Source organism: Amycolatopsis keratiniphila subsp. keratiniphila (assembly GCF_001620365.2).
Classification (GTDB): domain Bacteria; phylum Actinomycetota; class Actinomycetes; order Mycobacteriales; family Pseudonocardiaceae; genus Amycolatopsis; species Amycolatopsis keratiniphila.
In genome coordinates this window covers 144370-168364 of the sequence record NZ_LQMT02000010.1, presented here as the reverse complement: position 1 = coordinate 168364, position 23995 = coordinate 144370, and the positions used below count along the sequence as shown (strand labels likewise).

General features: G+C 65.0%; 19 protein-coding genes and 4 pseudogenes. 19 read left to right on the top strand and 4 right to left on the bottom strand.

Translation table 11 applies throughout. From position 1 onward, the window contains the following. The first annotated feature begins 13 nt into the window (after nt 1-13). The 9 genes and pseudogenes from AVR91_RS09010 to AVR91_RS43125 all read left to right on the top strand — a co-directional run bounded on the left by AVR91_RS09010 (nt 14) and on the right by AVR91_RS43125 (nt 8525). The gene (locus AVR91_RS09010) at nt 14-793 is read left to right on the top strand and encodes a ribonuclease HII (RefSeq protein ID WP_063271554.1); all 780 of its coding nucleotides are present in this window, start codon (nt 14-16) and stop codon (nt 791-793) included. Further along, entirely contained in the window at nt 790-1113 is a 324-nt protein-coding gene (locus AVR91_RS09005; RefSeq protein WP_003096226.1) for a DUF2469 domain-containing protein, read from the top strand. Before AVR91_RS09010 ends, AVR91_RS09005 begins: the two co-directional genes overlap by 4 nt. A gap of 243 nt (nt 1114-1356) precedes the next feature. Beyond that, complete coding sequence (locus tag AVR91_RS09000) at nt 1357-1743, top strand: YraN family protein (protein WP_063271555.1); 387 nt, start codon at nt 1357-1359, stop codon at nt 1741-1743. After that, nucleotides 1744-2655 (top strand): annotated as a pseudogene (locus AVR91_RS08995) (YifB family Mg chelatase-like AAA ATPase); the annotation flags it as partial. A 125-nt stretch (nt 2656-2780) separates the two neighbouring features. Beyond that, nucleotides 2781-3956, top strand: a complete 1176-nt coding sequence (locus AVR91_RS08990) for a tyrosine-type recombinase/integrase (protein ID WP_063271556.1) — start codon at nt 2781-2783, stop codon at nt 3954-3956. Continuing rightward, entirely contained in the window at nt 3953-6544 is a 2592-nt protein-coding gene (locus AVR91_RS08985) for a tyrosine-type recombinase/integrase (RefSeq protein WP_143253941.1), read from the top strand. The genes AVR91_RS08990 and AVR91_RS08985 overlap by 4 nt, the downstream gene beginning before the upstream one ends. After that, the gene (locus AVR91_RS08980) at nt 6541-7167 is read left to right on the top strand and encodes a DUF6262 family protein (RefSeq protein WP_063271557.1); all 627 of its coding nucleotides are present in this window, start codon (nt 6541-6543) and stop codon (nt 7165-7167) included. Before AVR91_RS08985 ends, AVR91_RS08980 begins: the two co-directional genes overlap by 4 nt. Nucleotides 7168-7233: 66 nt before the next feature. Further along, entirely contained in the window at nt 7234-8364 is a 1131-nt protein-coding gene (locus tag AVR91_RS08975) for a hypothetical protein (protein WP_063271558.1), read from the top strand. After that, the gene (locus AVR91_RS43125) at nt 8361-8525 is read left to right on the top strand and encodes a hypothetical protein (protein ID WP_158077393.1); all 165 of its coding nucleotides are present in this window, start codon (nt 8361-8363) and stop codon (nt 8523-8525) included. Before AVR91_RS08975 ends, AVR91_RS43125 begins: the two co-directional genes overlap by 4 nt. Nucleotides 8526-8583: 58 nt before the next feature. On the opposite strand, the gene AVR91_RS42760 is transcribed toward AVR91_RS43125, so the two are convergent. Further along, nucleotides 8584-10248, bottom strand: a complete 1665-nt coding sequence (locus AVR91_RS42760; protein WP_143253940.1) for a hypothetical protein — start codon at nt 10246-10248, stop codon at nt 8584-8586. 396 nt (nt 10249-10644) lie between these two features. On the opposite strand from AVR91_RS42760, the pseudogene AVR91_RS08970 reads away from it, so the two are divergent. The 6 genes and pseudogenes from AVR91_RS08970 to AVR91_RS08945 form a co-directional block, all read left to right on the top strand. Next, nucleotides 10645-11244: pseudogene (locus tag AVR91_RS08970) on the top strand (ATP-binding protein); the annotation flags it as partial. Next, nucleotides 11241-11493 (top strand): annotated as a pseudogene (locus tag AVR91_RS43715) (DNA-processing protein DprA); the annotation flags it as partial. The pseudogenes AVR91_RS08970 and AVR91_RS43715, both read left to right, overlap by 4 nt. A gap of 213 nt (nt 11494-11706) precedes the next feature. Further along, a complete protein-coding gene (locus AVR91_RS08960) occupies nt 11707-13020 on the top strand; it encodes a site-specific integrase (protein WP_063271559.1) in 1314 nt (437 codons plus the stop codon). 74 nt (nt 13021-13094) lie between these two features. Then, on the top strand, nt 13095-14825 hold the full coding sequence (locus AVR91_RS08955) for a hypothetical protein (protein ID WP_143253938.1): 1731 nt from the start codon (nt 13095-13097) through the stop codon (nt 14823-14825). Then, nucleotides 14822-16987: a hypothetical protein gene (locus AVR91_RS08950; protein WP_063271561.1), complete on the top strand. Its 2166-nt coding sequence runs from the start codon at nt 14822-14824 to the stop codon at nt 16985-16987. Before AVR91_RS08955 ends, AVR91_RS08950 begins: the two co-directional genes overlap by 4 nt. Then, the gene (locus AVR91_RS08945) at nt 16984-17484 is read left to right on the top strand and encodes a hypothetical protein (protein ID WP_228709162.1); all 501 of its coding nucleotides are present in this window, start codon (nt 16984-16986) and stop codon (nt 17482-17484) included. Before AVR91_RS08950 ends, AVR91_RS08945 begins: the two co-directional genes overlap by 4 nt. Nucleotides 17485-17587: 103 nt before the next feature. Here the strand turns inward: AVR91_RS08945 and AVR91_RS08940 are convergent, their stop codons facing one another. From AVR91_RS08940 to AVR91_RS42755, 3 genes are all read right to left on the bottom strand, one after another. Next, nucleotides 17588-18295, bottom strand: coding sequence for a hypothetical protein (locus tag AVR91_RS08940; protein ID WP_143253937.1), 708 nt, complete (start codon nt 18293-18295; stop codon nt 17588-17590). A 112-nt stretch (nt 18296-18407) separates the two neighbouring features. After that, complete coding sequence (locus AVR91_RS08935; RefSeq protein ID WP_228709161.1) at nt 18408-19319, bottom strand: abortive infection family protein; 912 nt, start codon at nt 19317-19319, stop codon at nt 18408-18410. A 219-nt stretch (nt 19320-19538) separates the two neighbouring features. Beyond that, entirely contained in the window at nt 19539-20348 is an 810-nt protein-coding gene (locus AVR91_RS42755; protein WP_143253936.1) for a hypothetical protein, read from the bottom strand. 391 nt (nt 20349-20739) lie between these two features. On the opposite strand from AVR91_RS42755, the gene AVR91_RS08930 reads away from it, so the two are divergent. The 4 genes and pseudogenes from AVR91_RS08930 to AVR91_RS08915 all read left to right on the top strand — a co-directional run bounded on the left by AVR91_RS08930 (nt 20740) and on the right by AVR91_RS08915 (nt 23977). Next, nucleotides 20740-20940 (top strand): hypothetical protein, encoded by a 201-nt coding sequence (locus AVR91_RS08930; RefSeq protein WP_063271564.1) that lies wholly within the window; start codon nt 20740-20742, stop codon nt 20938-20940. Between the two features lie 83 nt (nt 20941-21023). After that, nucleotides 21024-21920, top strand: a pseudogene (gene dprA, locus AVR91_RS08925) (DNA-processing protein DprA); the annotation flags it as partial. Between the two features lie 105 nt (nt 21921-22025). After that, complete coding sequence (locus AVR91_RS08920; protein WP_063271576.1) at nt 22026-23021, top strand: tyrosine recombinase XerC; 996 nt, start codon at nt 22026-22028, stop codon at nt 23019-23021. 20 nt (nt 23022-23041) lie between these two features. Then, on the top strand, nt 23042-23977 hold the full coding sequence (locus AVR91_RS08915; RefSeq protein WP_063271565.1) for a FliA/WhiG family RNA polymerase sigma factor: 936 nt from the start codon (nt 23042-23044) through the stop codon (nt 23975-23977). The last annotated feature ends 18 nt before the right edge of the window (nt 23978-23995 follow it).

Genomic DNA, 23995 nt, shown 5'->3' with positions numbered 1-23995 from the left:
GCCGCCGCGGGCAGTGGTGCGTGGCGACCTCTTCTGGGGTTTGCAGGGTGCGCTGGACCGGCGGGGCCTCGGGCCCGTCGCCGGAGTCGACGAGGCAGGGCGCGGTGCTTGCGCCGGCCCGCTCGTCGTGGCCGCCTGCGTCCTGCGTCCCGGCGACGCCGCACGCCTGCCCGAGCTCACCGACTCGAAGGTGCTCACGGCCAAGGCCCGCGACCGCGTGTACGACCGGGTCGTCCAGCGTGCCGTCGACTATTCGGTCATCGTCATCCCGGCGGCCGAGGTCGACCTGTTCGGCATCCACGTCATGAACCTCGAAGGCATGCGGCGTGCCGTGTCGGCGCTGCGGAGCACGCCCGGTTACGTGCTGACCGACGGATTCCGCGTGTCCGGGCTGCCCGCCCCGAGCGTCCCGGTGATCAAGGGGGACAAGGCCGTCGCGTGCGTGGCGGCGGCTTCGGTGCTGGCGAAGGTCACCCGGGACCGGATCATGGGCGACCTGCACGACGTCCACCCGCATTACGGTTTCGACGTGCACAAGGGGTACAGCACCACCGACCACAGCGCGGCGCTCGACACTCACGGTCCGAGTCCGGTCCATCGCTGGTCGTACGCCAACGTGGCCACCGCGGCCGCCGCGCACCGGGTGCGGCCGCCTCACCCGGTCGTGCTGACCGTCGCGGCACTGGAAAACCCGAGCGTGCCGATACGTGCCCTCGGCCCTCACGTGGGTAACAATGAACGCTCCGCCGCTGGAACAGCAGCAAAATCGCGAGGAGGGGCGCGGATTTCATGAGCGCAGAGGATCTCGAGAAGTACGAGACCGAGATGGAGCTCTCGCTTTACCGCGAGTATCGCGACATAGTCGGCCAGTTCTCGTACGTGGTGGAGACCGAGCGGCGGTTCTATCTGGCCAACGCCGTCGACGTGCAGGTGCGCGACGGTGGCGGCGAGGTGTACTTCGAGGTCCGCATGTCCGACGCGTGGGTCTGGGACATGTACCGGCCCGCCCGGTTCGTCAAACACGTCCGGGTCATCACGTTCAAGGACGTCAACGTCGAGGAGCTCGACAAACCGGATCTCCGGCTACCCGAAGACGGACCGTTCTCCGGCTGATCCTTCCAAGTACGTGAAGGCCCCCTTCACTGCGTCTAGCGCAGTGAAGGGGGCCTTCACGTACTCGCCACGGCCCCCATAGCACAGCCCACCGACGATTCCGGCCGATGAGCTCCCCTGACGACCCAACCATCCACAACACCCCGGTTGTCCACAGGCGCCGAAATCGGGTCTGTCCGCCACCCCCTCACCCTGGCAGCGTTGATCGCACACGCACCGTGACGATCGCTGAGGGGGATCGAGATGACGAGCATTGCCGAGCGGCCACCCGCCGGGGCACCTCGTATCGAGCTGGGCCGTTGGGGCGAGGATCTCGCGGTCCGGCATCTGGAGAAGAAGGGCTACGTCGTCCTGAGCCGCAACTGGCGTTGCCGTGACGGCGAGCTGGATCTCATCGCGACCGACCGGAAGGTCCTCGTCTTCTGCGAGGTGAAGACGAGGACGGGGCTGGAGTTCGGCACCCCGGCCGAGGCGGTGACCCCGGACAAGGCCGATCGCATCCGCCGCCTCGCGTACCAGTGGCAGCGCAAGTTCATGATCCGCTGGTGCCCGGTCCGCTACGACATCGTCGCGATCGTCGCCTCGCCCGATACCCCGCCCCGGGTGCGGCATATCAAGGCGGCGTTCTGAATGGCGCTGGCGAAGGCCTGGTCCGTCGCGCTGCTCGGCGTCGACGGCAAGGTGATCGAGATCGAGGCCGACATCGGCGGCGGATCGCCGAGGGTGACGATGGTCGGGCTGCCGGACACCGGGCTGAAAGAGGCCAAGGACAGGGTCCGTTCCGCCGTGCGCAATTCCGGGCGGACCTGGCCGGACGAGCGGGTGATCCTCGGCCTGTCGCCGGCGAATCTGCCGAAGGTGGGGTCCGGCTACGACCTGGGAATCGCGGCGGCGGTCCTGGCCGCCACCGGCTCGGTCCCCGCCACGAAGCTGCTGAACACCGTGCTGCTCGGTGAACTGGCCCTCGACGGCCGGGTACGGCCGGTCCGCGGGGTCCTGCCGGGGTTGCTGGCGGCGCGCAACGCCGGGTACCGGCGGGCTGTCGTTCCCGCCGAGTCGTTGTTCGAAGCCGCTCTAGTGGACGGCCTGGAAGTCGGCGGGGTGGCGCGGCTGAGCGAATTCGCGGACTGGCTCAAGGGCGAAGGCGAGCTCACCCACCCCGAGCCGGGCGTCGTCCAGGAGCCGCCGCGGGTACCCGATCTCGCCGACGTGGTGGGGCAGCCGGAAGCGCGATGGGCGCTGGAAGTGGCCGCGGCCGGCGGGCATCACCTGCTCATGACCGGCCCGCCCGGGGTGGGCAAGACACTGCTCGCGAAACGGCTTCCCGGCCTGCTTCCCAGGCTGACCACCGAAGAGTCGCTGCAGGTGACAGCGGTGCATTCGATCGACGGTTCGCTCTCCCGCACCGAACCGCTGGTCACCGTGCCACCGTTCGTCGCGCCGCATCATTCGATCAGCGTGCCCGCCCTGATCGGCGGCGGAAGCGGCCTGGCCGTTCCCGGCGCGATCAGCCGTGCGCACCGGGGAATCCTCTTCCTCGACTTAACCGACTGGCCTCCCGGGTGTGCGTGATGTGTGTCAGCCGATCGTGGTCTCAAGGTGGCGCACTCCCTAACCGACCTTGTGTGAGATGTCGATCTTGAAGGTTTCCTGTTAGGGGATGAGTGATGGCCGAGCTGGTCATCGGCCAGGCCAGAGTTCAGGAGATCGTCCGTGGCGACGGCCGTCGGATGTACACCCTGGTAGGGCCTGACGGCGTGGTGGATCCGGTCGCCGACGCGTATCTGCGCAGTTGCGAGCCGGGCACGGCGCGGACTTACGCCTACATGCTCGTGGATCACCTGCGATGGTTGCCGACCGAAGGGCTTTCGCTGGCGACGGCGACGTTGCGTGATCTTCAGCGCTACATGGGACTGGTCGGTGCCGAGTTCCGCGGCCCTCGGGGGGCACCTTGGCGGGTGGACAAAGGTCCGCTCAGTCAGAGCGGGCTTGAGGTCATGGCGGCGTGCTTGAAGGGCCTCTACCTGCACCAAGGGGTCGAAGGTGTCAACCGCGAACTCGCTGACGAGCTGGACCAGTCGCGGCTACCGACCAAGACCGACCGGAAGCGGGCGTTCCTCGGGCACGCACTGCGACAGCTGCCCGCGAACCCGCTCACGCCGGCCAAGGCAGTGCGGCGGCGTCACCCGAAGATGGCGCCGGAGGGGGCACGCCGTGAGCTGGTGAAGGTTCGCCGGGCCGCTCGGGATCGCATGATCGTGACCTGGCTCGCTGACGGTGGGTTCCGGATCGGTGAGCTTTGTGGGCTACACCTGGCCGACCTGCATCTGCGGGAAGGCGCAGCCTGCGGCCAGGGACAGGCACCGCACATTCACATCTGCCACCGGCCGACGAACCCCAACCTGGCCCGGGCCAAGATGAAGTATCCGTGGCAGGTGGTTGACGGCGTGGTCTGCGGCGGTCAGACACGCCGGGCGAGCCCGGCGATGATCTCCACTTACTTCGACTACATGACCACCGAATATCCCCGGGACGCCACGCACGGCATGCTGTTGGTCCAGTTGTTCGGTCCCCGCACCGGGCAACCACTCACCACGACCGGGGCTCGACGCATGCTCCAACGCGCCGGTCGAAGCCAAGACCTTGGCCACCTTCTGCCGCACCAATTCCGGCACAGCTTCGCCACCGGTGTGCTCGATGCCTCCGGCGGCAACAGCGTCTACGCCCGCGAGGCTGGCGGTTGGGCGTCCGCGGCGACGGTCGACGAAATCTATGGCCACGCTGACGTCAACGACCCGAAGTTCGCCGCGGCGCTTAACCAGGTCTGGGCAGGAGAACAATGACCGTCCATCTTGAACTTCTCCCGGCGGAACGACCGAGCCGAGCCGCGGCCGACCGGTTGGAGCTACTGACCACGTTGCTGAACGGGCCCTCCGTCGATCCTCTCTTTCGGCAGGACGTCATCGAGTTCCCGCCTCACCATCCCCATTACGGCTGGTGCTGCAGCATTGAAGGCTGCACTCGGCCGCAAGAGTGGTTGCCCGGCAAAGACTTGTGTCAGGAACACTGTCGCGCATGGCGCAGGGCGAAGGCTGCTGGGACGACTCGTGCCGAGTTCAACCGGACCGCCGTCCCTCTCGACGGGGTCCGCAGCTTGCTTGCCGAGTGCCAGATCTGCCCAGGACGTTCTGTTCTCAGCCGGAGCACAACACTCTGTCGCCGACACCAGCACAACTGGCAGTACTACCGCGACAAGATGGGCTGGAACTTCAAGGCCTGGCTGGCGGAGCAAGAGCCCTATATCAGCTATGGGCAGTGCAGGGCAGTCGTCTGCGTGAACTTCGCCGAGAACCCGGTTGGGCTCTGCAGCCCGCACTGGGCTCACTACGTGAAGGCAGGGAAGCCGGGCAACGCTCGGCTCCAGGCCAACTGGGTCCGGACCTTCGAGCTGAAGGGCTTGCCGACTCCCGTCGAGATGGATGATCGAGCGACCTTCCAGCAGTGGTGCCGGACTGCGCGCACCGCCCGCTACGAAGGCGAGATCAGCTTGCTGGGCTTGCGCCCCTTGCTCAAAGCGGAACTGCAGTGGGGGCTGCATACTCATGCCGCGCGCAAGGACTCCGCGCGCTGGCAAATCGGGTGGATCCGGGCACTTGGGCACTACTGCCGAGAACACGACCTCCGATGCCTTGACGAAATCGACCTCGACGACTGTTCGCACACGGACCGGATGATCGCCGGCGACATCCAAAGCGAGCTGCGGAGGACTTACTTCACTCCAACGGACTCCCGTGACGCCGGATTCATCGAGACCGAGCACTTCGGCCGAAGGCTCTCGCACACCGCCAGCTACTTCGACCTCACCGGCGTTGAGGTTCGATGGCTACGGGATCTGCTCTGGGATCACATGGCCGCCCGGCTCACCTCGTCGAAATGTCCTCGCTCACGCAAGGTGTTCGACGGTCTCCGTCACGGCGCCCTCGCGCTGAGTGCGTTCCTGGTGCTTGACGCGCCGAAGGGTGGGCAGGATCCGAGGTTGCTGGGCGCGGAACACATGCAACGTTTCGTCGCCGACATTCGCCACCGCGAACGCGAGCAACTCCCACAGCTCGGCTGGATTCGCACCGACCGACCGCCATCAGTGGTCACCGAGCACACGCGGCGGGACATCTTCAACTACGCCCGCAGGATCCTGACCGACGCTCTCGCGTCTGGCGAGACCGCGACACTCGGTCTCGACCCGAAGTTCATCGCCGCGCTCCCGAACGGCGGCGATAACAAGAAGATCTCCCGAAACCCCTTCACTGACGAGGTCGCCCGCGCGCTGGCCGACGAGGCCAACCTCGCCCGCCTCGACGCCAAGGAGCTCGATCCGCTCGGAGCCGGTTACCGCGACATCTGGGAAACCATCCTCGCGACCGGGCGCCGCTGCTCGGAAGTGCTGCGGCTCCGTCTCGACTGCATCGGCCGCTACAACGGCTTGCCGATGCTCTGGCACGACCAGACCAAGGTCGGCAATTTCAACGCCGGAATCCGGATCCCCGAAAGGATCTACAACCGGCTCGACGAGCGCCGCCGCAAGACTCTCGTCATCTTCGAACACGCCGCTGGTCGCAATCCGACACCTGCTGAACGAACAACTCTGGCCTTGTTCCCGTCTCGTTGCGTGAACCACGGAGGCGTCCGCAGCATCGCCTACACCGGCTTCAACCGGGCGTTCCGGACATGGGTCGACAGCCTCGACCTCGGGCATTGTGTTCCCCACCAGGCCCGGCACACCCTCGCGACCAAGCTCCTCAAACACGGCGCCACCCTGACCCACATCCGGCAATACCTCGGACAGGTGTCCGAGCGGATGGCCGAGCACTACACCAAGGTCGCCGGATCCGAGCTCGACGACATCCTCCAGATCGTCTGGGTCGCCGGCCCCGGCACCCCGACCCCCGGGAAGCTGCTCTCCACCGACCTCACCGCGCCGCTGGACAAACACAAGGCGCTCGCGATGGCCGTGAACCTCAGCCGCACCAGCACCCCGTCCGAAGGCGGCTTCTGCACCTTCCAACCCGTCGTCGACGGCGGAGCCTGCCCGCGGAAGCTGGACTGCGAGAACTGCGACCGGTTCGTCATGTCCGGCGCCGACCTGCTCTATTGGCGCCGCAAACAGGAACAGTGGCACTCGATCGCCGAACGCGCACCCGACGACGCCACAGCCGACTACCTCCACAAGGTCTTCGAGCCCACAGCACTCGCCATCACCGGACTCGAGAAGGCGCTCGCGGGGCTCGGGCTCCTCGAAGAGGCCCTCGCGCTCGACCTTCGGCGCCCGCAGGACTACTTCCACCGGGTCTGGAACGTCGGCTTCCTCGCCGACGATCTGGCGAAGACCGCCGATGCCGACCACCCAGCCATCGAGGATGGTGACCTCGCATGACCGCGCAGCAGGCACGGACCCAAGGAGCGATCGACGCCCGCCGCCGCAAGGTCAGCGCGATGCTCGACCGCGTTCTCGCGACCACCACGCAAATGACGCGCGATCAGGCACCGATCACCGTCCAGGCCATCAGCCGCCGGGCAGACGTCTCCCGCGCGTTCCTCTACCAGAATCCTCAAGCCCGAGCCCTCGTCACCGAGGCACTGGCCAAAGCAGGAGCACAACGACAACAGGCCATTCAGACAGCCGACCAGGCCGCGGAACTGCTCTGGCGCGACCGGGCTCTCAACGCCGAGAACGCACTCAAAGCCGCCCACGACGAGATCCGGACCCAACGCTCCCGCCTTGGTGAGCTCCTCGGCCGGATCCGCGACCTCGAACTCGACCTACCTCAGGACGCCGTCCAACGATTGGTCACCGAGAACACAAACCTCAAGCAACAGAACCGCACGCTCACCAGCGAACTCAAGACCACATCGGACCGCCTCGCAGCCGCCCGCGGCAACAACCGCTCCCTGGAAAAGCAGATCTCCGAACTACAGGCCGAGCTGCTCGACCCGACGAACGGGCGACACCTACGCCCGCTCCGGATCGCCGCCGGCACCACCTCCGAAGCCGATTAACGCTACGAACCGCGACCCTGCCCGGGCTATCGTGGTCGTCTTCTCCACGAACCGAGGGCGCCATCGATGACCGATCAGCACGAGCAGGACACCGAGCCGAACGACGAGAGTGCGGAAAGGGCAACCGAACCGCGAACCTACGACCTCGGCACGCCTTGGACGAAAGCGGCCACGAGCGTCAACCCCTCCGTCACAGGGAACATACGTTGGACGAAGGCCGCCGCCGCACTATCTGCCCCGGGCAATGACGTCACAGCCGCCTTGCAGGCTCTCGCGAACCCCGGCATTTCCGCACAGGTCAGGTCGGCGCTCGAAAGCTACAACACCTCGACGAAGATGATCGCCGCGTCCGTCGCAACTGTCGTCGAAAGCGCTGCTCTCTGGCAGAAGACAGTCGCCATCCCGACAGCGCGCATCCTCAAGTTTTACGATCTGTCCGGCGTCGATCTGCAACTCCGGCCAATGCTCGACCAGGTCGCAGGGGCACTCAGCGGGCTCGGCGAGCTCCTCCAGGACCACCAACGACAGCAGCTCGTGGAGGGTGGCCCGGCCAACTGGACCGAACTCCACGAAACGCACGACGTCCTAGACCTGCTCGACGTCGTCGGTGAGCACGGCATCCCCGTGACCTGGGTTCCGCGCGCCAGCATCCTCGCGGAACTCATTGACGCCGAACCCGCTGAACGCGACAACGTGCTGAACTCGCGCCGGAACGACATCCTCGACGACTGTGACCGAGTCCTATATGGACTGAAGAAAGGGTTCAGCGACGAGCAGGTTTGCCTGCTACAGCAAGCCATCCACGTCCTGCGACTCGGCCAGTTCGGCCCGGCCCAAGCGCTCGCGACCCTTATTTTCGACACCACCCTGCGGGCAACGGTGCTACCACCGACCAAGCACGGCTACTACGCCAAGGTGAAGGACAAGATCAATGACATGTCTTTCCTCACGGCCCTAGCTGTCACCTACTGGCCAGTGCTCGCGGCTCTTGATCAGTTCAACGGACAGACCGACGAGCCCACACCGTCCCGCTTCAACCGGCATGCCACTGTCCATCAGGCTGACCTCATACAGTTCACCGAAGTGAACGCGCTGATCGTCGTGATGCTCGCGACCTCCATGCTCCGGGAGGCGCAGTTCACCGAGGACCAGCAAGAGTCGAACCCGGCCGAACCGGACTGCAAGGACAAGCCGTGACCGCCGAGCAGAAGCCGGTCGTCGATGTCGAGGACCCCGACACCTGGCCAGACAGGCTCGCCGACCGAGTCCAGGAACTGGCTCAGAAGAAGCAGGACACGGTCGACGCCCTCGCCGATTTCGACAATTCCTACCTCAACCTCTGGGATCGCAACGTCTAGATTCGCGTGACACCAGCTGGATCGCCGCTATGGGGTGCGAGGCGTTCCGAACACTGTTTCAGTTATGGCTGGATATACGTGCATATGTCGAACGAAATGAGGCCACCTCCCTTAGTAGCACGGATGCACAAAGGAGCGCGTTGATGATGCTGGCCACTACAATTGATTGCCATTCCCATGGATATATTCCCAGGAAGCTCGGCGGCAGGTATCTCAAAGGTGTCGGTTCATCGAAGAGGACCAGTGCTGCAGAGGTGGCGCACAGGATTACTGTCACAATTGCCGACAGGCGTGCTGCAACGCTGTGAGTCCACATTGCCACTTTATGTGTAATGAAACTGACGCGTGTTGTTACGGCAACAGGAAAGGCCAGGAGGAAGACTAGTATGTCCCCATCGATGTCGGCCGGGCCACTAGTACCAAAGGCATCAGTGGGTTTTGCGGCAGTTCCTATAAGCCAGAGTAGGATGGTGACAACGAGTGCTGAACAGGCTGCAATAAAAGTTGAAGACGGTAACATTTCGCCTATTCGGACACTCAACTCGGGTGTCTTGAGGTCGAAAAAAGTCATCGACGACTCCCTTTGATCAGTCTGGTCTGCGTCTACTTCAATGGTCGAAAAGTCGGGCTGCTGAAGTCTGGGATTCGCCAGTATGGGTTCAACTGTCCATTCTGCAAAGTAAAAGCCTCGTGGAAGTTGCAATGAAAATGAGTAGTGTCTCACCTGTTCTATGTCACCTAATGGTATAACATGATTTCTGGATCCAGCTCCAGTCCATCGGTTCAACGAAGTCAAAGAATTCTTTATGCGCCACACAATTGGCGAGCCAGGTACGATAGAGGCTCCGGTTTCGTTAAATACCCACATGAAACTCTCAACCGGCCTGCGGCTATCGGCGGCCATGACCTCGTCGAAGCTGGTTTTCCATCTTAACGTTGTAGTACGGCTTTCAGATGGAACCAATATGATTACGAACGATCTCTGACATATAGTTTGTAGCGCGTCCTTAAGTAAGGAAAGCGAGTCGTAGTCCGATGAAAACACATGGTTAACTTCTCTTAGTAGCTCTTCTGTCCTTGACCAACTGCCTCTGAATAGTGCAGCCGATAGTACCTTTTCGAGGAATTCGCGTGGAGGCATTGAGCAGACTTGGGAAAATTTATCTTCGTGGACTACTTCTCGCACGAGCTGTGCTATAAGCTGATTGGCCTCGCTTCTTGTAACAACTCCTATCTCGCGATCATCGGCAACGTAGATTCTCGCGCCTCTTTTTGGGAGGCTTTCGCCTAGCGTCAGCGCAATCGGGGCCTGGCCTGATTCTGACCGTGTGTCCCAGTCGGCGAATGTGATGTCGAGTGAAAAGTGTGCATTATACCCGGAATTCGAAAGGTCACATTGAACTGACAGTCGCTCTTGAAATTCGAGCGGCCGAGCCAGGCTTGCTAGCAGTCGATAATACGTTGTTCTTGAATGGGCGTGATGAGTTCGCTCTGCTAGGTCGACAAGTGCGCGAGCAGGCGAATCGCCGCTATCGACAGCGTCGTCATCAATGGTGGGTCGATATGGCGGCCGACCTCGCAGAGGATGAAAAAACAGGAGGTAGGCGGCTATCAATGCGAGGACCAGACCAGCTAATACGAAGGGAAAATGAGAAACGCTGACCAGGTAGATCGATACCACTGCCGCCAGTGCTCCCGCAACCGGCTTAAGCTTTCTTGACATAGGACGCCTTCAGTCGTAGGGCTATTTACGGTATGACGTCCTGGTGGCGCCGGACGTTACAGGCGCCGCTCCGTTCGCGCGAAATTGGAAGATAGCTCAGCTTGCTGCGGTCTGAAGCCTCGATACTCGGCACCTGGTTGGCGATAGGTCGTCCCGGCGTTTCCTGGTGTCATCGATGAGATGCTCCCCGATTCTTGGCGTTGCGGCCGTGGTGGGACACGTTCAGTGGTTCGACGTTCTGTTGGCCGCCGCGGCAGGGAAGCCCCACCTCCACCCCGCGTGATAACTCGTCAATGACACTGTCCGGGCCCGCTAGCCTGACGTCACACACATGGGTGCGACATGAAACACCAGCTCAAGCCTCGTTGCTGATCAACTCCAGTCGGTTAAATGGCCGAGGTGTGCGAATTCGGCCCGGAACGGCTGGAGTCGCTGCGCACGGTGCTCGAAGAGGGCGAAGTACGGATCGCGAGGGTCAAGGGCGCAGTTCGGTACCCGGCACGGTTCCAGCTGGTGATGGCGACCAACCCCTGCCCTTGCGCCCCGGCGAAGGACGCCGACTGCACGTGTTCGTCGACCGTGCGAAGGCGCTACTTGGGCCGGCTGTCCGGGCCGCTACTCGATCGGGTGGATCTGCGGGTTCGGTTGCGTCCGCTGTCCGCGCTCAGTGCGCACCTGAGTGAGCCGCCCGAGGCGTCGGCGCCCGTCCGGGAGCGGGTGCTGGAGGCACGTGAGCGGGCCACGAAACGCTGGGCGGAGCACGGCTGGCTCACGAACGCGGAGGTACCCGGCCCCGCGCTGCGCCGTGAGTTCGCCCTGCCGTCGCAGGTCACGGCCCTGCTGGACCGCGCGTTGGAAAGGGGCGCGATCACGGCACGCGGCGCCGACCGCTGCCTCCGCATCGCATGGACACTCGCCGATTTGAAGGGGGCCGACAAGCCGGAGGCGGATGAGGTCGCGGCGGCCCTGAACTTCCGGGAGAGGTCATCCGGATGAGTGAACTCGAAGCCGAACGTCTCGCGCGGTCGTATCTCCTCCGCGTGGCCGAGCCCCCGGCACCCGCTTTGGCCTGCTTCGTGGACGAAGTCGGCCCGGTCGTCGCCGCGGAACGGGTCCGGCGCGCCGACTGCCCGCCGAAGGTGCGTGACGAGACGGCCGCGCGGCGAGCGCACGACTACGCCGAGCGGGATCTGGAGCGGGCCGCGGCCGACGAGACCAGGCTCGTCATCCCGGAAGACATCGAGTTCCGTATACATTCCCCGTGTTGTCCAAGATCAAGTTGCGGGGTTGTTGGAACGAATGCTGGGCGAGTGGCGGTTGTTCTGGACCGGTGGGGCGGAGCCCCACGGTCTGACTCAAGGCGATGCGTGGCCTGATCTCGCGGACCGCGAAGAGCGGCTCGGGTTCCGAAGTCGGCAGCCCATTCTGGTGGCACCGAACTACCGAGTAGATCCGCGCTTGAGCGAGTTCTTCCGGCGTTCGAGGTTCGCGACCCGTGCGCGCGGGACGCAGGAGTCGTACGTGCTGGACTACCGCCTGCTGTTCACCTTCCTGTGGCAGCGGGATCGGAACTGGGACGAGATCCGGGCCGAAGACCTCGAGGACTACGAGTACTGGCGACGCCGGGACAGGAACAACCCGGGCAGGATCGGCGGCTCGAAGTGGGGACGGGAGCTGGCGGCGTTCCGTTTGCTCTACGACTGGGCGGTCAGCCGGCACCACATGACCGGAAGCCCGGTGGTGCTGCGCACGAAGCAGCTACCGGACGGCAGCTCGATAAAGGTGCCGGAGCTGGCACCCACGGACACCCGCAGCTACAACGTGAAGTGGTTGACGCCCCGGGCCTACCGGGTCTGGCGGGATGTCGGGTTGCGCGGCTACACCGCGGACGGCTTGCCCGACGAGACTTGGCGAGGCCGCAACGACGGGCGTGATGCCGCGTTCGCCGACCTGCTGATCAGCAGCGGGCTGCGGCGGCGGGAAGCTGGTTCGCTGCTGTTGACGGAGCTGCCGGACACCACAGTGACCCAGCAGTACTACGCCGCCCACGTCGCGACAGCCACGGCCAAACGGTCAGACCGGTACTTCTACGTCTCTCGCTCGGCGCTCAAGGCGATCGACGCCTACAGGGTGAGCACCCGGGCCGAGGTGGTGGCGCGAGCCCAGCGGTCCGGGGTCTACGACGCCCTTCCGGCGCGCTGGCTGGTGCGGAGCATCAACAATCGGGGTTCGGTGCAGTGGGTGGACGAGCAAGGACGCCCCGGTAAGGCCACATTGGACGATCTCGACGATCTGGACCGACGGAAGCTCTACATCGAGGGCGAGCACGGGATCGAGCCGATGGCGATCTGGCTGACCGAGACCGGCCTGCCGATGCGCTATCGCTCCTGGAACCGGGTCTTCGGGCTGGCGAACGCCCGCTGCAAGGCCCAAGGGCTCAAGGTGTTCTGCTCGCCGCACATGCTGCGCCACTCGTTCGCGCTGCAGATGGTGATCTCTCTGCACTACGCGATGGACCGCCGCCTGGGCCTGACCGCCGCGGAGCGCAAGTACTACGAGACTGTTTACGGCAACGTGTGGTCCCTGGTGAAGGACCTGCTCGGCCACGCCTCGGAGGAGACCACCAAGGCGGTCTACCTCGAACCGGTCCGGGGCTTGCAGCTGGAAACTTTGCTCAACGACGCCAGCGACGAGAGCGCCGACGAACTGCTCGCCCGCCTGGCCGAGCAGACCGGTCTGATCCTCGACATCCCCCAGGACGTGAGCGCATGAGCCCCGGCCGTCGAGCCGCGCTCCCGCCCGCGGACTATCGGCGACCGAGCAACCTGTCCCCGGATGGACTCGTGGTGACCGTGGTCGCCGAGGATGGCGAGAAACTCGGCAAGGTCGACTTCCACACGGCTCTCGGGCCGCAGGAGCTGCGGCAGGAAGCGGTGACGGCGTTCGCGCGGTTGTGCTCGTCGACGGGCACCTGGGTCCGCTACGCGACATGCGAGAAATACGGTAACTACCTCAAGAGATTCCTGTCGTTCCTTTCTGGTCTCGCGGTGCCTCCTGCCCGGGTCGCCGAGATCACGCCCGGTATCTGGTCGCAGTGGCTGCTCTCCGGCACCATGAAAGAAGCGGAGGGCCATTCAGTGATCCGCAGGATCCTGGCCAAGACCGATGCGCTTCCCCCGGACACGCGGGCGGCTGCGGAGGTGCGCTCTCGCCAGCGCAAGGCGTCGAAGCAGGTCGAGGCCTACACACTGCCTGAGTTCAAGCTGATCCGGTCCACGGCGCGGCGAACCGCAGACCGCATCGAGAGGCGTATCGCCGCCGGGCTGACACTGCTGGCCCGCTACCGCGCGGGCGAGTTCGCGGCTGGCAGTGACGAGAGCAACGTCGGTGAACTGCTCGATCAACTCGCCCTCACCGGTGACCTCGATCGCGATGACGACGGAACTCTGACCAAGCCGGTCCAGCGGGCATGTCTGAAAATTCCCGGCGGCTACGCCAGCATCCTGAAGATGCTGTTCCCCTGCGGCCTGGAGATCGGCGCGCTCGCGGCGCTGCTGGCCTGTGAGGAAGGCTGGAACTTGTCCGTTGTGGACCTGATGGATGTCCCTGACTTCCGTCCCGACGGCGGCATCGGTGACGTCGCCATCCACAGGGCCGCCACCCTCAAGCACCGGCGCCCCCCGGGACGCAAGCACGCCAGCAACAGTCTCGTGGACCTTGGCGACGGCTCAGCCGGTCACGCCCTGCGCCAAGTCGTCACCATCACCGCGGAGGCACGGGCCTGCATGCAACGCCTCGGCACGCCGACCTCGCGACTGTTGGTCGGGCACCGAGCTCAACGCCTCGGGCCGGACAGGTCCGCTTGGCTCATCGGGGCGTCGAAGTCATCCATCGACGGTTGGAACGCCACCCTCGCGCTGGAATCCCCGCACGGCGGACGGCTCGATGTCGCTGCCGCCAGGTTGCGGCGGACCCACCAGGCACTGTTCAGCGGCCCCCGGCAGAACACCCAGCGCACCCACGAAGACGTCTACCTGCTGCGCAATGCCACCGTTCGCGCCGAGTCGGCCGACGTGATCGCCGCCGGCCTGCAGGGCGCAGTCGACCACGCGGCCACGATGGTCAAGATGCGGCTGCTGAAGGCCTCACCCACCCCAGACCCGGAGGAGCTCACCGAACTGTCCGAGCAGGCCGGCATGCCGCTGGAGCGGGTTCGGGAACTGGTCAAAGGCGACCTGGACACCGCGACCGGCGCCTGCCTCGACTTCGAGCACAGCCCCTTCACTCCGGCCGGCCCCTGTTCGGCGTCGTTCCTGCTCTGCTTCGGCTGCGACAACGGTCTGGCGACTTCCCGCCACCTCCCGCGCATCATCTACCTGCACGATGCCCTCTCAGCCTTGCGAACCGCGGTCGACCCTCAGATCTGGAGCACGGACTGGGCTGGGCACTACTCGAGGATCAGCGACCTGCTCACCAGCAACACCACCGACAGCGAGCGCGCGGCGCTGCGGGGCCGCTTGACCGACCGCGACCGGGCTCTCATCGACCAGGTCCTCGATCGGAGGCTCGACGCGTGAGTTCCCCTTTTCGCTCAGCGGACGTCACGCTGGTCGATCCCGGCCCGGAAGACCTGGTGCTTCCCGACGCGCTGCTGCGCCCCGGCGTCAAGCCAGCAGACCTGCCGCGCTTCGGCGACAGCTCCTGGCAGCTGGCCTACCTTCACACGAAGGCCACCACCACGAGCCTCGCGGTGAGCTGGGACTGGTTCCCGGCCGAGTTCCGCGACACCTTCAAACGCCTCACCTGGGCCCTGATTAACATCACGACCCCGGACATCGTCCTCGCTCGTCCCGGGTCCACCAGCCGGCCTCGCCTGACCGGCAGCAGCCTCCGGCACACCGTCCGCGCCTGGAAAAGCTTCGCGGACTGGCTGCTCACCAGGAAGATCACGTCCATGACTGCGGTCGACGCCGGGACTTTGGCCGATTACGCCATCTTTCTGCGCGATGCCGAACGCACCCGCAACTACGCCTTGCGTCAGCTATTCGCCCTGACCCGGCACTGGGCTTACTCCCCTTACCTGCTGCCCCAGGACCGGATCCCGATGCCGCCTTGGGACGAGCACGGCACCGACGACTACCTCGTCGCGCCCCGCACATCGAAGGGCCGCAACCACCGCGTCCCCATTCATCCGGCCACGATGTCGCCTCTGCTGGTCTGGGCCCTGCGGTTCGTCACCGACTTCGCCAGCGACATCCTCGCTGGCCATGACGAACACACCAGGCTGTTCGCCAACATCCGGCCGGAGCGCAAACCCGGCGAGGAGCAGACCCTGCAGGCCTACTTCGAGCACCTGCGCGCCACCGGACAGCCGATTCCCGGCGTTGGCAAGAACAACCGCGGCCCGGCTTTCGCACGGCCAGCTATCAACGTCCGCTACATCGCCGGCACCCTCGGCATCTCCATCCAGACCGCGAGAGTCGTCATCAACCGGGACCGGGCACAACTGCGGGAACGCCCGCTCAACGACGGCGCCAACCTCGACGTCCCGATCACCGGCCGGATCAACGCGAAACCCTGGCTGGAGGGCATCGACCTCGACCAGGCCCCGGTGCTCGTCATGAACCTGAAAACCGCCTGCCTGATCGTGGTGTCTTACCTCTCCGGCATGCGCCCGGAGGAAGTGCTCCACTTGCGACACGGCTGCTGCACCGCAGCGGGCAGCGACAATGACGGCGTTGTCCGTCACCTCGTCACGGGGCTGCACTTCAAGGGTGTCACCGATGACGAGGGCAACACCATCACCGATGGCGAGATCCGCGAACAGCCCTGGATCGTCATCGCACCGGTCGCCACGGCTATCGCCGTGCTGGAACGGCTCACCAATCCGGGTGATCTCTTGTTCCCGCTCGACACTGGCGGGCCTTCCGAGAAAGCTGCCTGGCGGGGCCAGAGTTTGCCCCCCGTCGCCGCGACCGCCCGGATCGAACGGTTCGTCACCCTCGCCAACGAACTCGCACACCAGCACGAACGCGACCACGAACTCATCCCAGCCGACCCGGCCGGAGCGATTGTCCTATCTCGACTCCGTCAGACCGTCGGCTGGTTCATCAACAGACTCCCCGGCGGCCGCGTCGCCCTCGGAGTCCAATACGGACACTTGCAACTGACCATGAGTGAGGCATACGGATCCCGCGCAGGCATGGACATGACGGAGATCCTCGATCTCGAACGAGCTCGCACCCTGGCTGACACCCTGACTCACGCCGCCGAGCGCCTGCGCGACGGCGAACACGTCAGCGGCCCCGCCGCCGAGCGCTACCAGGCAGGCGCCGCCGAGTTCACCGCCACCTTCCAGGGCAGCCACCTCACCGCCCGGCAACACCGCGCGTTGCTGAACAACCCGCGACTACGGGTATTCGACCACGACGACGCGCTGCTGGCCTGCAACCACAACCCGCTCAAGGCACTCTGCGACCCCCACCGCGGCAACCCCAGCCGCCGCACCGGCACCCCGACCTTCGACCGCTGCAACACCGCCTGCGGCAACATCGCCCGCACAGACACCCACATCGAACGCGCCCGCCGCGAAGCAGCCGCCCTCCAAGACGAGATCAACACCGGTCTGCACCCCCACCCCATCCAGCAACGCCACGAGCAACGCCGCCAGAAGCTACTCAAGATCATCGACCAACATGAACACAGCAAGCCCACCCCGTCCCCGGAGCCACCCCAGTGACCGACCTCGAACCTAAATCCGGACCCGTAGCTCAGATCGCCACCGGCATCGGCCAGCTGCTCGCCCAGGCAGCCACCGCCGCCGGGGGCCGCGGCACGGCCGACGCGGAAGAGATCACCGCGATCACCGACGCGATGATCCGGTTGCTCGCCGGAGTCCCGCTCCGGTCGGACGGCAAGCTGACGATCAAGTCCCTTGCCGCGGAGGCCGGACTGCTACGCAACAAGTTGACCCACAAGCACACCGGCCTCAAGGACCTGTTCAACGCACTGGTCAAGGCCCAGAACACCCGGCCTGCCTTCGCTGAGGACCTTCATCGCGAAAACGACACACTGCGAGAGAAGCTGGCGAAAATCACCCAGGAGCGTGACGACCTCAAAGCAGGCAACGAACGGTTCGCCCGAGTCGTCCACGTCCTGGAGGTCGAGAACCAGCAGCTCCGAGCAAGCGCCGCCGCGCCCGACAACGTCCGGTCACTTCACCGCCCAGCGACCTGAGTAGCCAGCACTAGGCCCCGGGTTCCGCCGTAGTATCGAGAATTTCGCGCGAATATAGCTTTGAACTGCGGAAGCTTTGACTACGTCGAGCGCGTCGCCGTGTCTAGTCGGCTACGTCGCGCTCGCGAAGGTTTCGGAACCGTTCCTGGATCAGGTGCGCCATCTCCGGCGGCATCTCTGTCGTCGGCCAGTCCTTTTCGTCGACCACGGGCAGGCTCCAGTAGCGGTACCGGAGACGGTCAGGGGGCCAACTCAACGTGTCGTCTCCTGTTATCAGAGACGCCATGTCGTCGAGCACTGATTCGCCTATGGATTCAATGGATAAAACGAGGGCGTGATGCACGCGAGGCAGCCATGCTCGAATGCGCGATAGGGGAACCCTTCCGCCGATCCAAATCTCTTTGTTTGTGAAAGTAATGCCATGCACCAGCACTTCGGGGTGTGCTTCCGTGAGCGTCCTGATGGAGGGGCCATCATCCTCGTCCCAGTGTTCGGCGACGTTGCGCAGTAGCTCCAGCACGTCGTCGTCCGTCATCGAGGTCTTCAGCTGCTCCGGGAGCCGGACCTGGGCGCGAAGAACGTTCCGAACGGCAACAATCAGCAAGTCGAGTTCCGTCATCGCTTGCATCCAGAGTGCCGGAGTGGGAACTTTCACGGGGCGCCGCGGATCAAAGAACTTGTAGTCCTTGTCGCTCTGTTTCACCCATGAATTGCTGGTGGTGCTGCCATCGTTGAGAAGCGCGCGCTGCCTCGCGTGTTCCAGAGCTGTTTGTAGCTCAAAAAAGACAGTCTCGAAACGATCTGCCTGCATCTGGGCTCCCTCGACCCAGCGGAGCCCTCCCCTCCATACGACGATGTCCGGGGCGGGCTTCTTCGACTTCGACATGCTGTCATCGCTCTCACTGGTTGGCGACCGGACCCCGTCACGGCGCGTTCCGTCGCCAGGGTGCTTGCTTGTCTGCGAGTGTGTCGAGCATGAGCTGGCACCAGGTGACGGCGGCGTTTACCGCGAGATGCGCGTGCCGGACACCAAGGCCGACGCGTTGGCCGGCAGCACCATGCCCGGTTCCATGGCGGTTGCGCAGTTCGGCCACGCCGATCGCGACGCCGGTGACCGACCCCAAGATTTTCTTCACCGCGTCGCTGCCGTCGGGGCCGGGCGCCTGGGAACTCGGGTGAAGGCCCAAGGCGCCCTGGGCGTCTTTCACCAGGGCGGGCACGTCGGCCTTGTCGTTGACCGGCAGGCGCAGCTCGGTCAACACCACCTTCGCGGTGCTTTCGATGAGTTCCTTCGCGCTGCCGATGACCTGCGCCGGATCGGTAACGATCGCCCGCTGGATTCGCTGGAGGTGCTCCAGGATCGCGGACGGGTCCTTCAGGTCCTTGAGTGACTCGGCCGGCAGCCGGGCATCGAGTGGACGAGCCTCGACCTGGGCCAGCTTGGCTCGCGCCGGTTCGAACAGCTCGTCCAGGATGTCTCGACGCGCTTGCCAGGACCCGTGCGCGCCGTTTCGGCTCCAGTAGTTCCGGAATCTCGTGAAGTCCCTGAACGGAACCTCCAGTGGAACACCGGCCCGAGCCGTCACGGTCTCCAAGGTCCTGATTGCCAGCTCGATCTGGGGATCGTTCAGGTCCTGGGAACCGTCGGTGCCATAGCTCTCTAGCTCGTCATGGACGAGATCAAGCAGTCCGATGGCGGCGGATACGTCGGCGACATCCTCGAGCGGGCCTGCGCGCAGCGCCTTGATCAGGTCCTCGTTCAGCTCCGGGCGGATAAAATCACCCTCGAAGTCGAATCCGGCCTCCGCCTCAAGGAAGAAGTCAGTCGCCCTCATCGTCCCCACCATTCACGTCGTTGCTCCGTTAGTCGCACATTTAACTCCACGCAACCGTCACGAGCGAGCGAAATACCCGTGCCCACCGCCCCGGATGTTGAGCAGCGTGTTCTCGGCGGGCCATCGACTCCTCGCCCGGCCTGCGGCTGCTGCATGGAAGTGATGAAAACGGGGCAAGTTGTCTGTCTCAAACCCGGATACAAGTCCAGAGCGTTGACTTTAAAGCGAATTGGGAAAATTAATCATCGGAGCTGGATTGGTATCAGCTTCGCCGCCAGATGCTTCGGATGGGGTGTTCAGTCGTTTCCATTCGATCCAGTAGGCGGTTCGCATTCTCATGTAGTCGAAATCGTTCCCTTGGGGAACGCGCTTCAAGGTGAGGAGGCCGTGGTCCTCCAGTTCGGCCGTGCCTCGAGTCCAAGTGTCATGAGAAAAGCCGTAGCTTGCCCTCCTGTCCTTGAGTAGATACAGGGGCTTGTCTGAACCGCCGAGACGATCAGCGAGGGCGAACAGCACGGCGATCGCCCTGGGGGACAGATCGAGCAGCCATCCATTCGACCAGAACTCGATTGGGATGGTTATGTAAGGCTTGACCTTTCGGGCATCCGGCAACAGTTTTCCGTTGCCGATTGGATCCAGCAGTTGAACTGATACTGGGGCGCTGGGGTCTCGCTTTATGCTTATATACTTGTTTGCTGCTAGCCAGTTCAGATTGCTTGTAATGCGACGCAGACCCTCTCTTTTTGGCAATTCGAGAGTTCGAGCCAATGTTTGAGACGTTCTCAATTGCTTAATATCGAAAGGGGCTCGCGTTGCCATCATCGTTAATAGCAAATACAGCCTGAGCCGCACTTTGCCGCCTCTGCCGCCCTGGATCAGGCTGCTCAGCGGTGTGGACGATGTTGCCCCTGGCATCGGGTCGAGGTCCGCGACGAAGGAACGCGCGAACGCCACGTTCTTGCGCTTAGACCTCTCGGCTGCGGCTGACAAGAGGCGGAGCGCGTCGGCGTGTTCTTCGGTGATCGGCATAACTGGTCGACCTTTGTGCTGGAGCAACGGGTCATCTGGAGTTTCTATGGGGTACGGGGGGTACCTAGGAGGTTCCCTTCCCTTTCCAGCACAGTAGCACGAACACTACAGTCGTGCGGCACAGCGAATCCTGCAATAGCGCTTGCTATCTACAGTAAAACAGCTTCACCGATCCAGTGCTAACGTCGACATAGCCGTTTGACCAGGGCTTTTGCTGAGTGGCAGGATCTGAAGCGCGAGCCCAACGGCTCGAACGCTACATGAATTCGGCCTGGCCGGGGAGGTAGGAGTCCCCGGCCAGGCCTCGAACTCACGAAGGAGCGAACTCCGTCGAGGGCCCACCTTGGACGGTAGCGCGTTCCCTCGTCGATCACGAGAGGGACAAAGTCCCATGTCAGAGCCCCCTGTTCCCTCCAATCGCCCGCTTTGGCTGGCGATCATCTTCATCGGCGCGGCGCTTGTCGCCGGAGGATGCGCCATCGTGTTCTGGTTGGCCAAGGCGGACCAGATCACCATGCTGTCTGTAGCGGGTGCGGCATTCGTCGCGACCGTGACGCTCAGCCTGGCTGCCTGGAAGTTCTTGTCGGACTAGGCAGCTGTCCTGAATTCTCTATGCAGCGGTGGTACTCGTTGTCTTCCGTGTCAAGTCTGGGCAACACGCCCGGACTTGACACGGAAGGCGAATGGCCGGCTTGGCCGTTGCTTTCGATGGCCGTGGCGCAGCGCAGGGGAGTTTCCGGTGTGGCACCTCCGCTGGCGCTGTGGGTCCGTGGTCCGGCCAGGCTCGACGAGGCCGTCGACCAGGCGATCGCGATCGTCGGCGCCCGCGCGGCGACCGGGTACGGCGAGCACAACGCGGCCGAGCTGGGCTATCACCTCGCGAGCCGCGGGATCCCGGTGTTCTCGGGAGCGGCGTACGGGATCGACGGCGCGGCCCACCGGGGCGCGTTGAGCGCGGACGGGACGACGGTTGCCCTGCTCGGCTGCGGAGCGGATGTCGGATACCCGGCGCAGCACGCGACCTTGTTGCGCAGCATCGGGAAGGTCGGCGCGGTGGTCAGCGAGTACCCGCCGGGCACTTCGCCCGCGAGGCATCGGTTCCTCGTCCGGAACAGGCTCATCGCGGCGCTCACGGAAGGCACCGTCGTGGTCGAAGCAGGTCGGCGCAGCGGCGCGCGGAACACCGCGAGTACGGCCGGAGCCTTGGGCAAGGTCGTGATGGCCATGCCGGGGCCGGTCTCGTCGGGGATGTCCGCCGGCTGCCACGCGTTGATCCGCGAAGGCGAGGCCACGCTGGTGACCTCGGTCGACGAGATCCTCGAGACCGCCGGACGCCTCGGCGCGCCGGGCGCGGATCCGTCGAAACCGCGCCGCCGCACCGATCGGCTCGGTCCGGAGGCGCTGCGAGTGCACGACGCGCTGTCCGAACGGTCGGCGAGACCCGAGGAACGGCTGGCGGCCGAGTCGGGCGTCCCGGTCGATCGCGTCCGCTCGCTGCTTCCCGAACTGGAGCTCGACGGTTTCGCGGAAAGGAGTGACACAGGGTGGCGAAGACGGACCGCCAAGACCTGACTGGCCTACACCTGAGACGCCATCCCGGCACGATCCGACCACGGACACCGCAACAGGGTGCGGCGATACTTGACCATCCGCCGTACATCGCGCAGCGTGATCGGCATGCCGTCGACCGAAGGTCCCCACGGCACGGGGAAACGCGCCCGCAGACCCGATCTGCGCGCCGCCCGTGCCGCGCTGCCGGAGCCTGTCCGGAAGCTGATCGACGACTACGAGCGGCACCTTTCGCTGGAACGCGGGCTGTCCACGCACACCGTGCGTGCCTACCTCGGCGACATCGTGTCGCTGATGGGCTTCGTGGACGGGAACGGCGGCCGGTTCGAGGATCTCGACATCGGGACCTTGCGCGGCTGGCTCGCCCGGCAACGCGAGGAGGGGGCCAGCCGCACGACACTGGCGAGGCGCGCCGCGGCGGCACGCACCTTCACCGCGTGGGCCCACCGGGGCGGGGCGCTCGCCTCGGATCCGGGCGGACGGCTGGTGGCGCCTCGCACGCACCGCAAGCTCCCCGGGGTCCTCCGTGCGGAGCAGGCGAGCGACGTCATGCGCTTCTCAGTCGCCGGTGCCGAACAGCGCGACCCGGTGGCTTTGCGGGACAGTGCCATCGTGGAACTGCTCTATGCGACCGGCGTGCGGGTCTCGGAACTGTGCGGGCTGGATGTGGGCGACGTCGACTTCTCCCGCCGGGTCGTGCTCGTGCTGGGCAAGGGCGGCAAGGAACGTGTCGTGCCGTTCGGCGTCCCCGCCGAAACGGCTCTGCGGGCTTGGCTGGACGAGGGCAGGGGGAAGCTCGCCGTCGAAACGAAGGAGCCGGGGAAAGCGGCGCTCTTCCTGGGGGCGCGGGGAGGCAGGCTCGATCCGAGGGCGGCCCGGCGGATCGTCCACGAAGCCGTCGGTTCGGTGCCGGGCGCGAACGACATGGGGCCGCACGGCCTGAGGCATTCCGCGGCCACTCATCTGCTCGAAGGCGGCGCTGATCTTCGAAGCGTTCAGGAACTGCTTGGTCACGCTACGCTGGCTACCACGCAGCTCTACACTCATGTGACCGTCGATCGGCTGAAGGCGATCCACGACCGCGCGCACCCCCGGGCCCGATGATGCCGGGGAGGACTCGGCAGGTGACCCGGCGGCCCGCACCGGCGGCGCACGCGCATCCGCACGAGCACGGAGACCACGCTGAGTCGCATGCTGAGAACGGCGGTCCGATGACCGCCGACCCACATGTCACCGAAGCCGCCGGGAAACATCGTCCCGGCGGGGACGGTCCTGCCGTCGCACCCGAAGCACGGACCGGCTACGAGGTGGACGCCGGGATCCAGGCGCTGTGGCGGGAGTTCACCGAGTCGCCGGACCAGGTCGTGCGCGACCGGCTCGTGCTGCACTACGCCCCGCTCGTCAAGTACGTCGCGGGCCGCGTCGGTACCGGGCTGCCGACCCACGTCGACGTCGGCGACCTGATCCAGTCCGGGATCTTCGGCCTGGTCGACGCGATCGAGAAGTTCGAACCCGCCAGGGGCCTGCGGTTCGAGACCTACGCCATGCAGCGCATCCGGGGCGCGATCCTCGACGATCTCCGTTCCCAGGACTGGGTCCCCCGGGCGGTCCGCAGCAAGGCCCGCGAGGCCGAGCGCGCACTGGAACGCCTCGGCGCCCGGCTGAACCGCACGCCGACCGACGCCGAACTCGCGGCCGAGCTCGAAATCAGCGTCGACGACCTGCGCGAGTTCTACGGGCAGATGCAGCTGACCAGTGTCATCGCGCTGGAAGACCTCGTCGCCGCGGGCAAGGACAGCGGCTCGCTGGTCGACACCCTGCCCGACGACGGCGCCGTCGACCCGGTGGCCGTCCTGGTCGACCAGGACAACCGCCGCCAGCTGGCGCAGGCCATCGCGCAGCTGACCGAACGCGACCGGATCGTCGTCGGTCTCTACTACTTCGAGAGCCTGACCCTCGCCGAGATCGGCAAGGTCCTCGGCGTCACCGAGTCACGGGTCAGCCAGCTGCACACCCGTGCCGTCATGCGGCTGCGCGCCAAACTGGTCGAGCAGGCCTAGCACCCAGGCGCCGCGGCG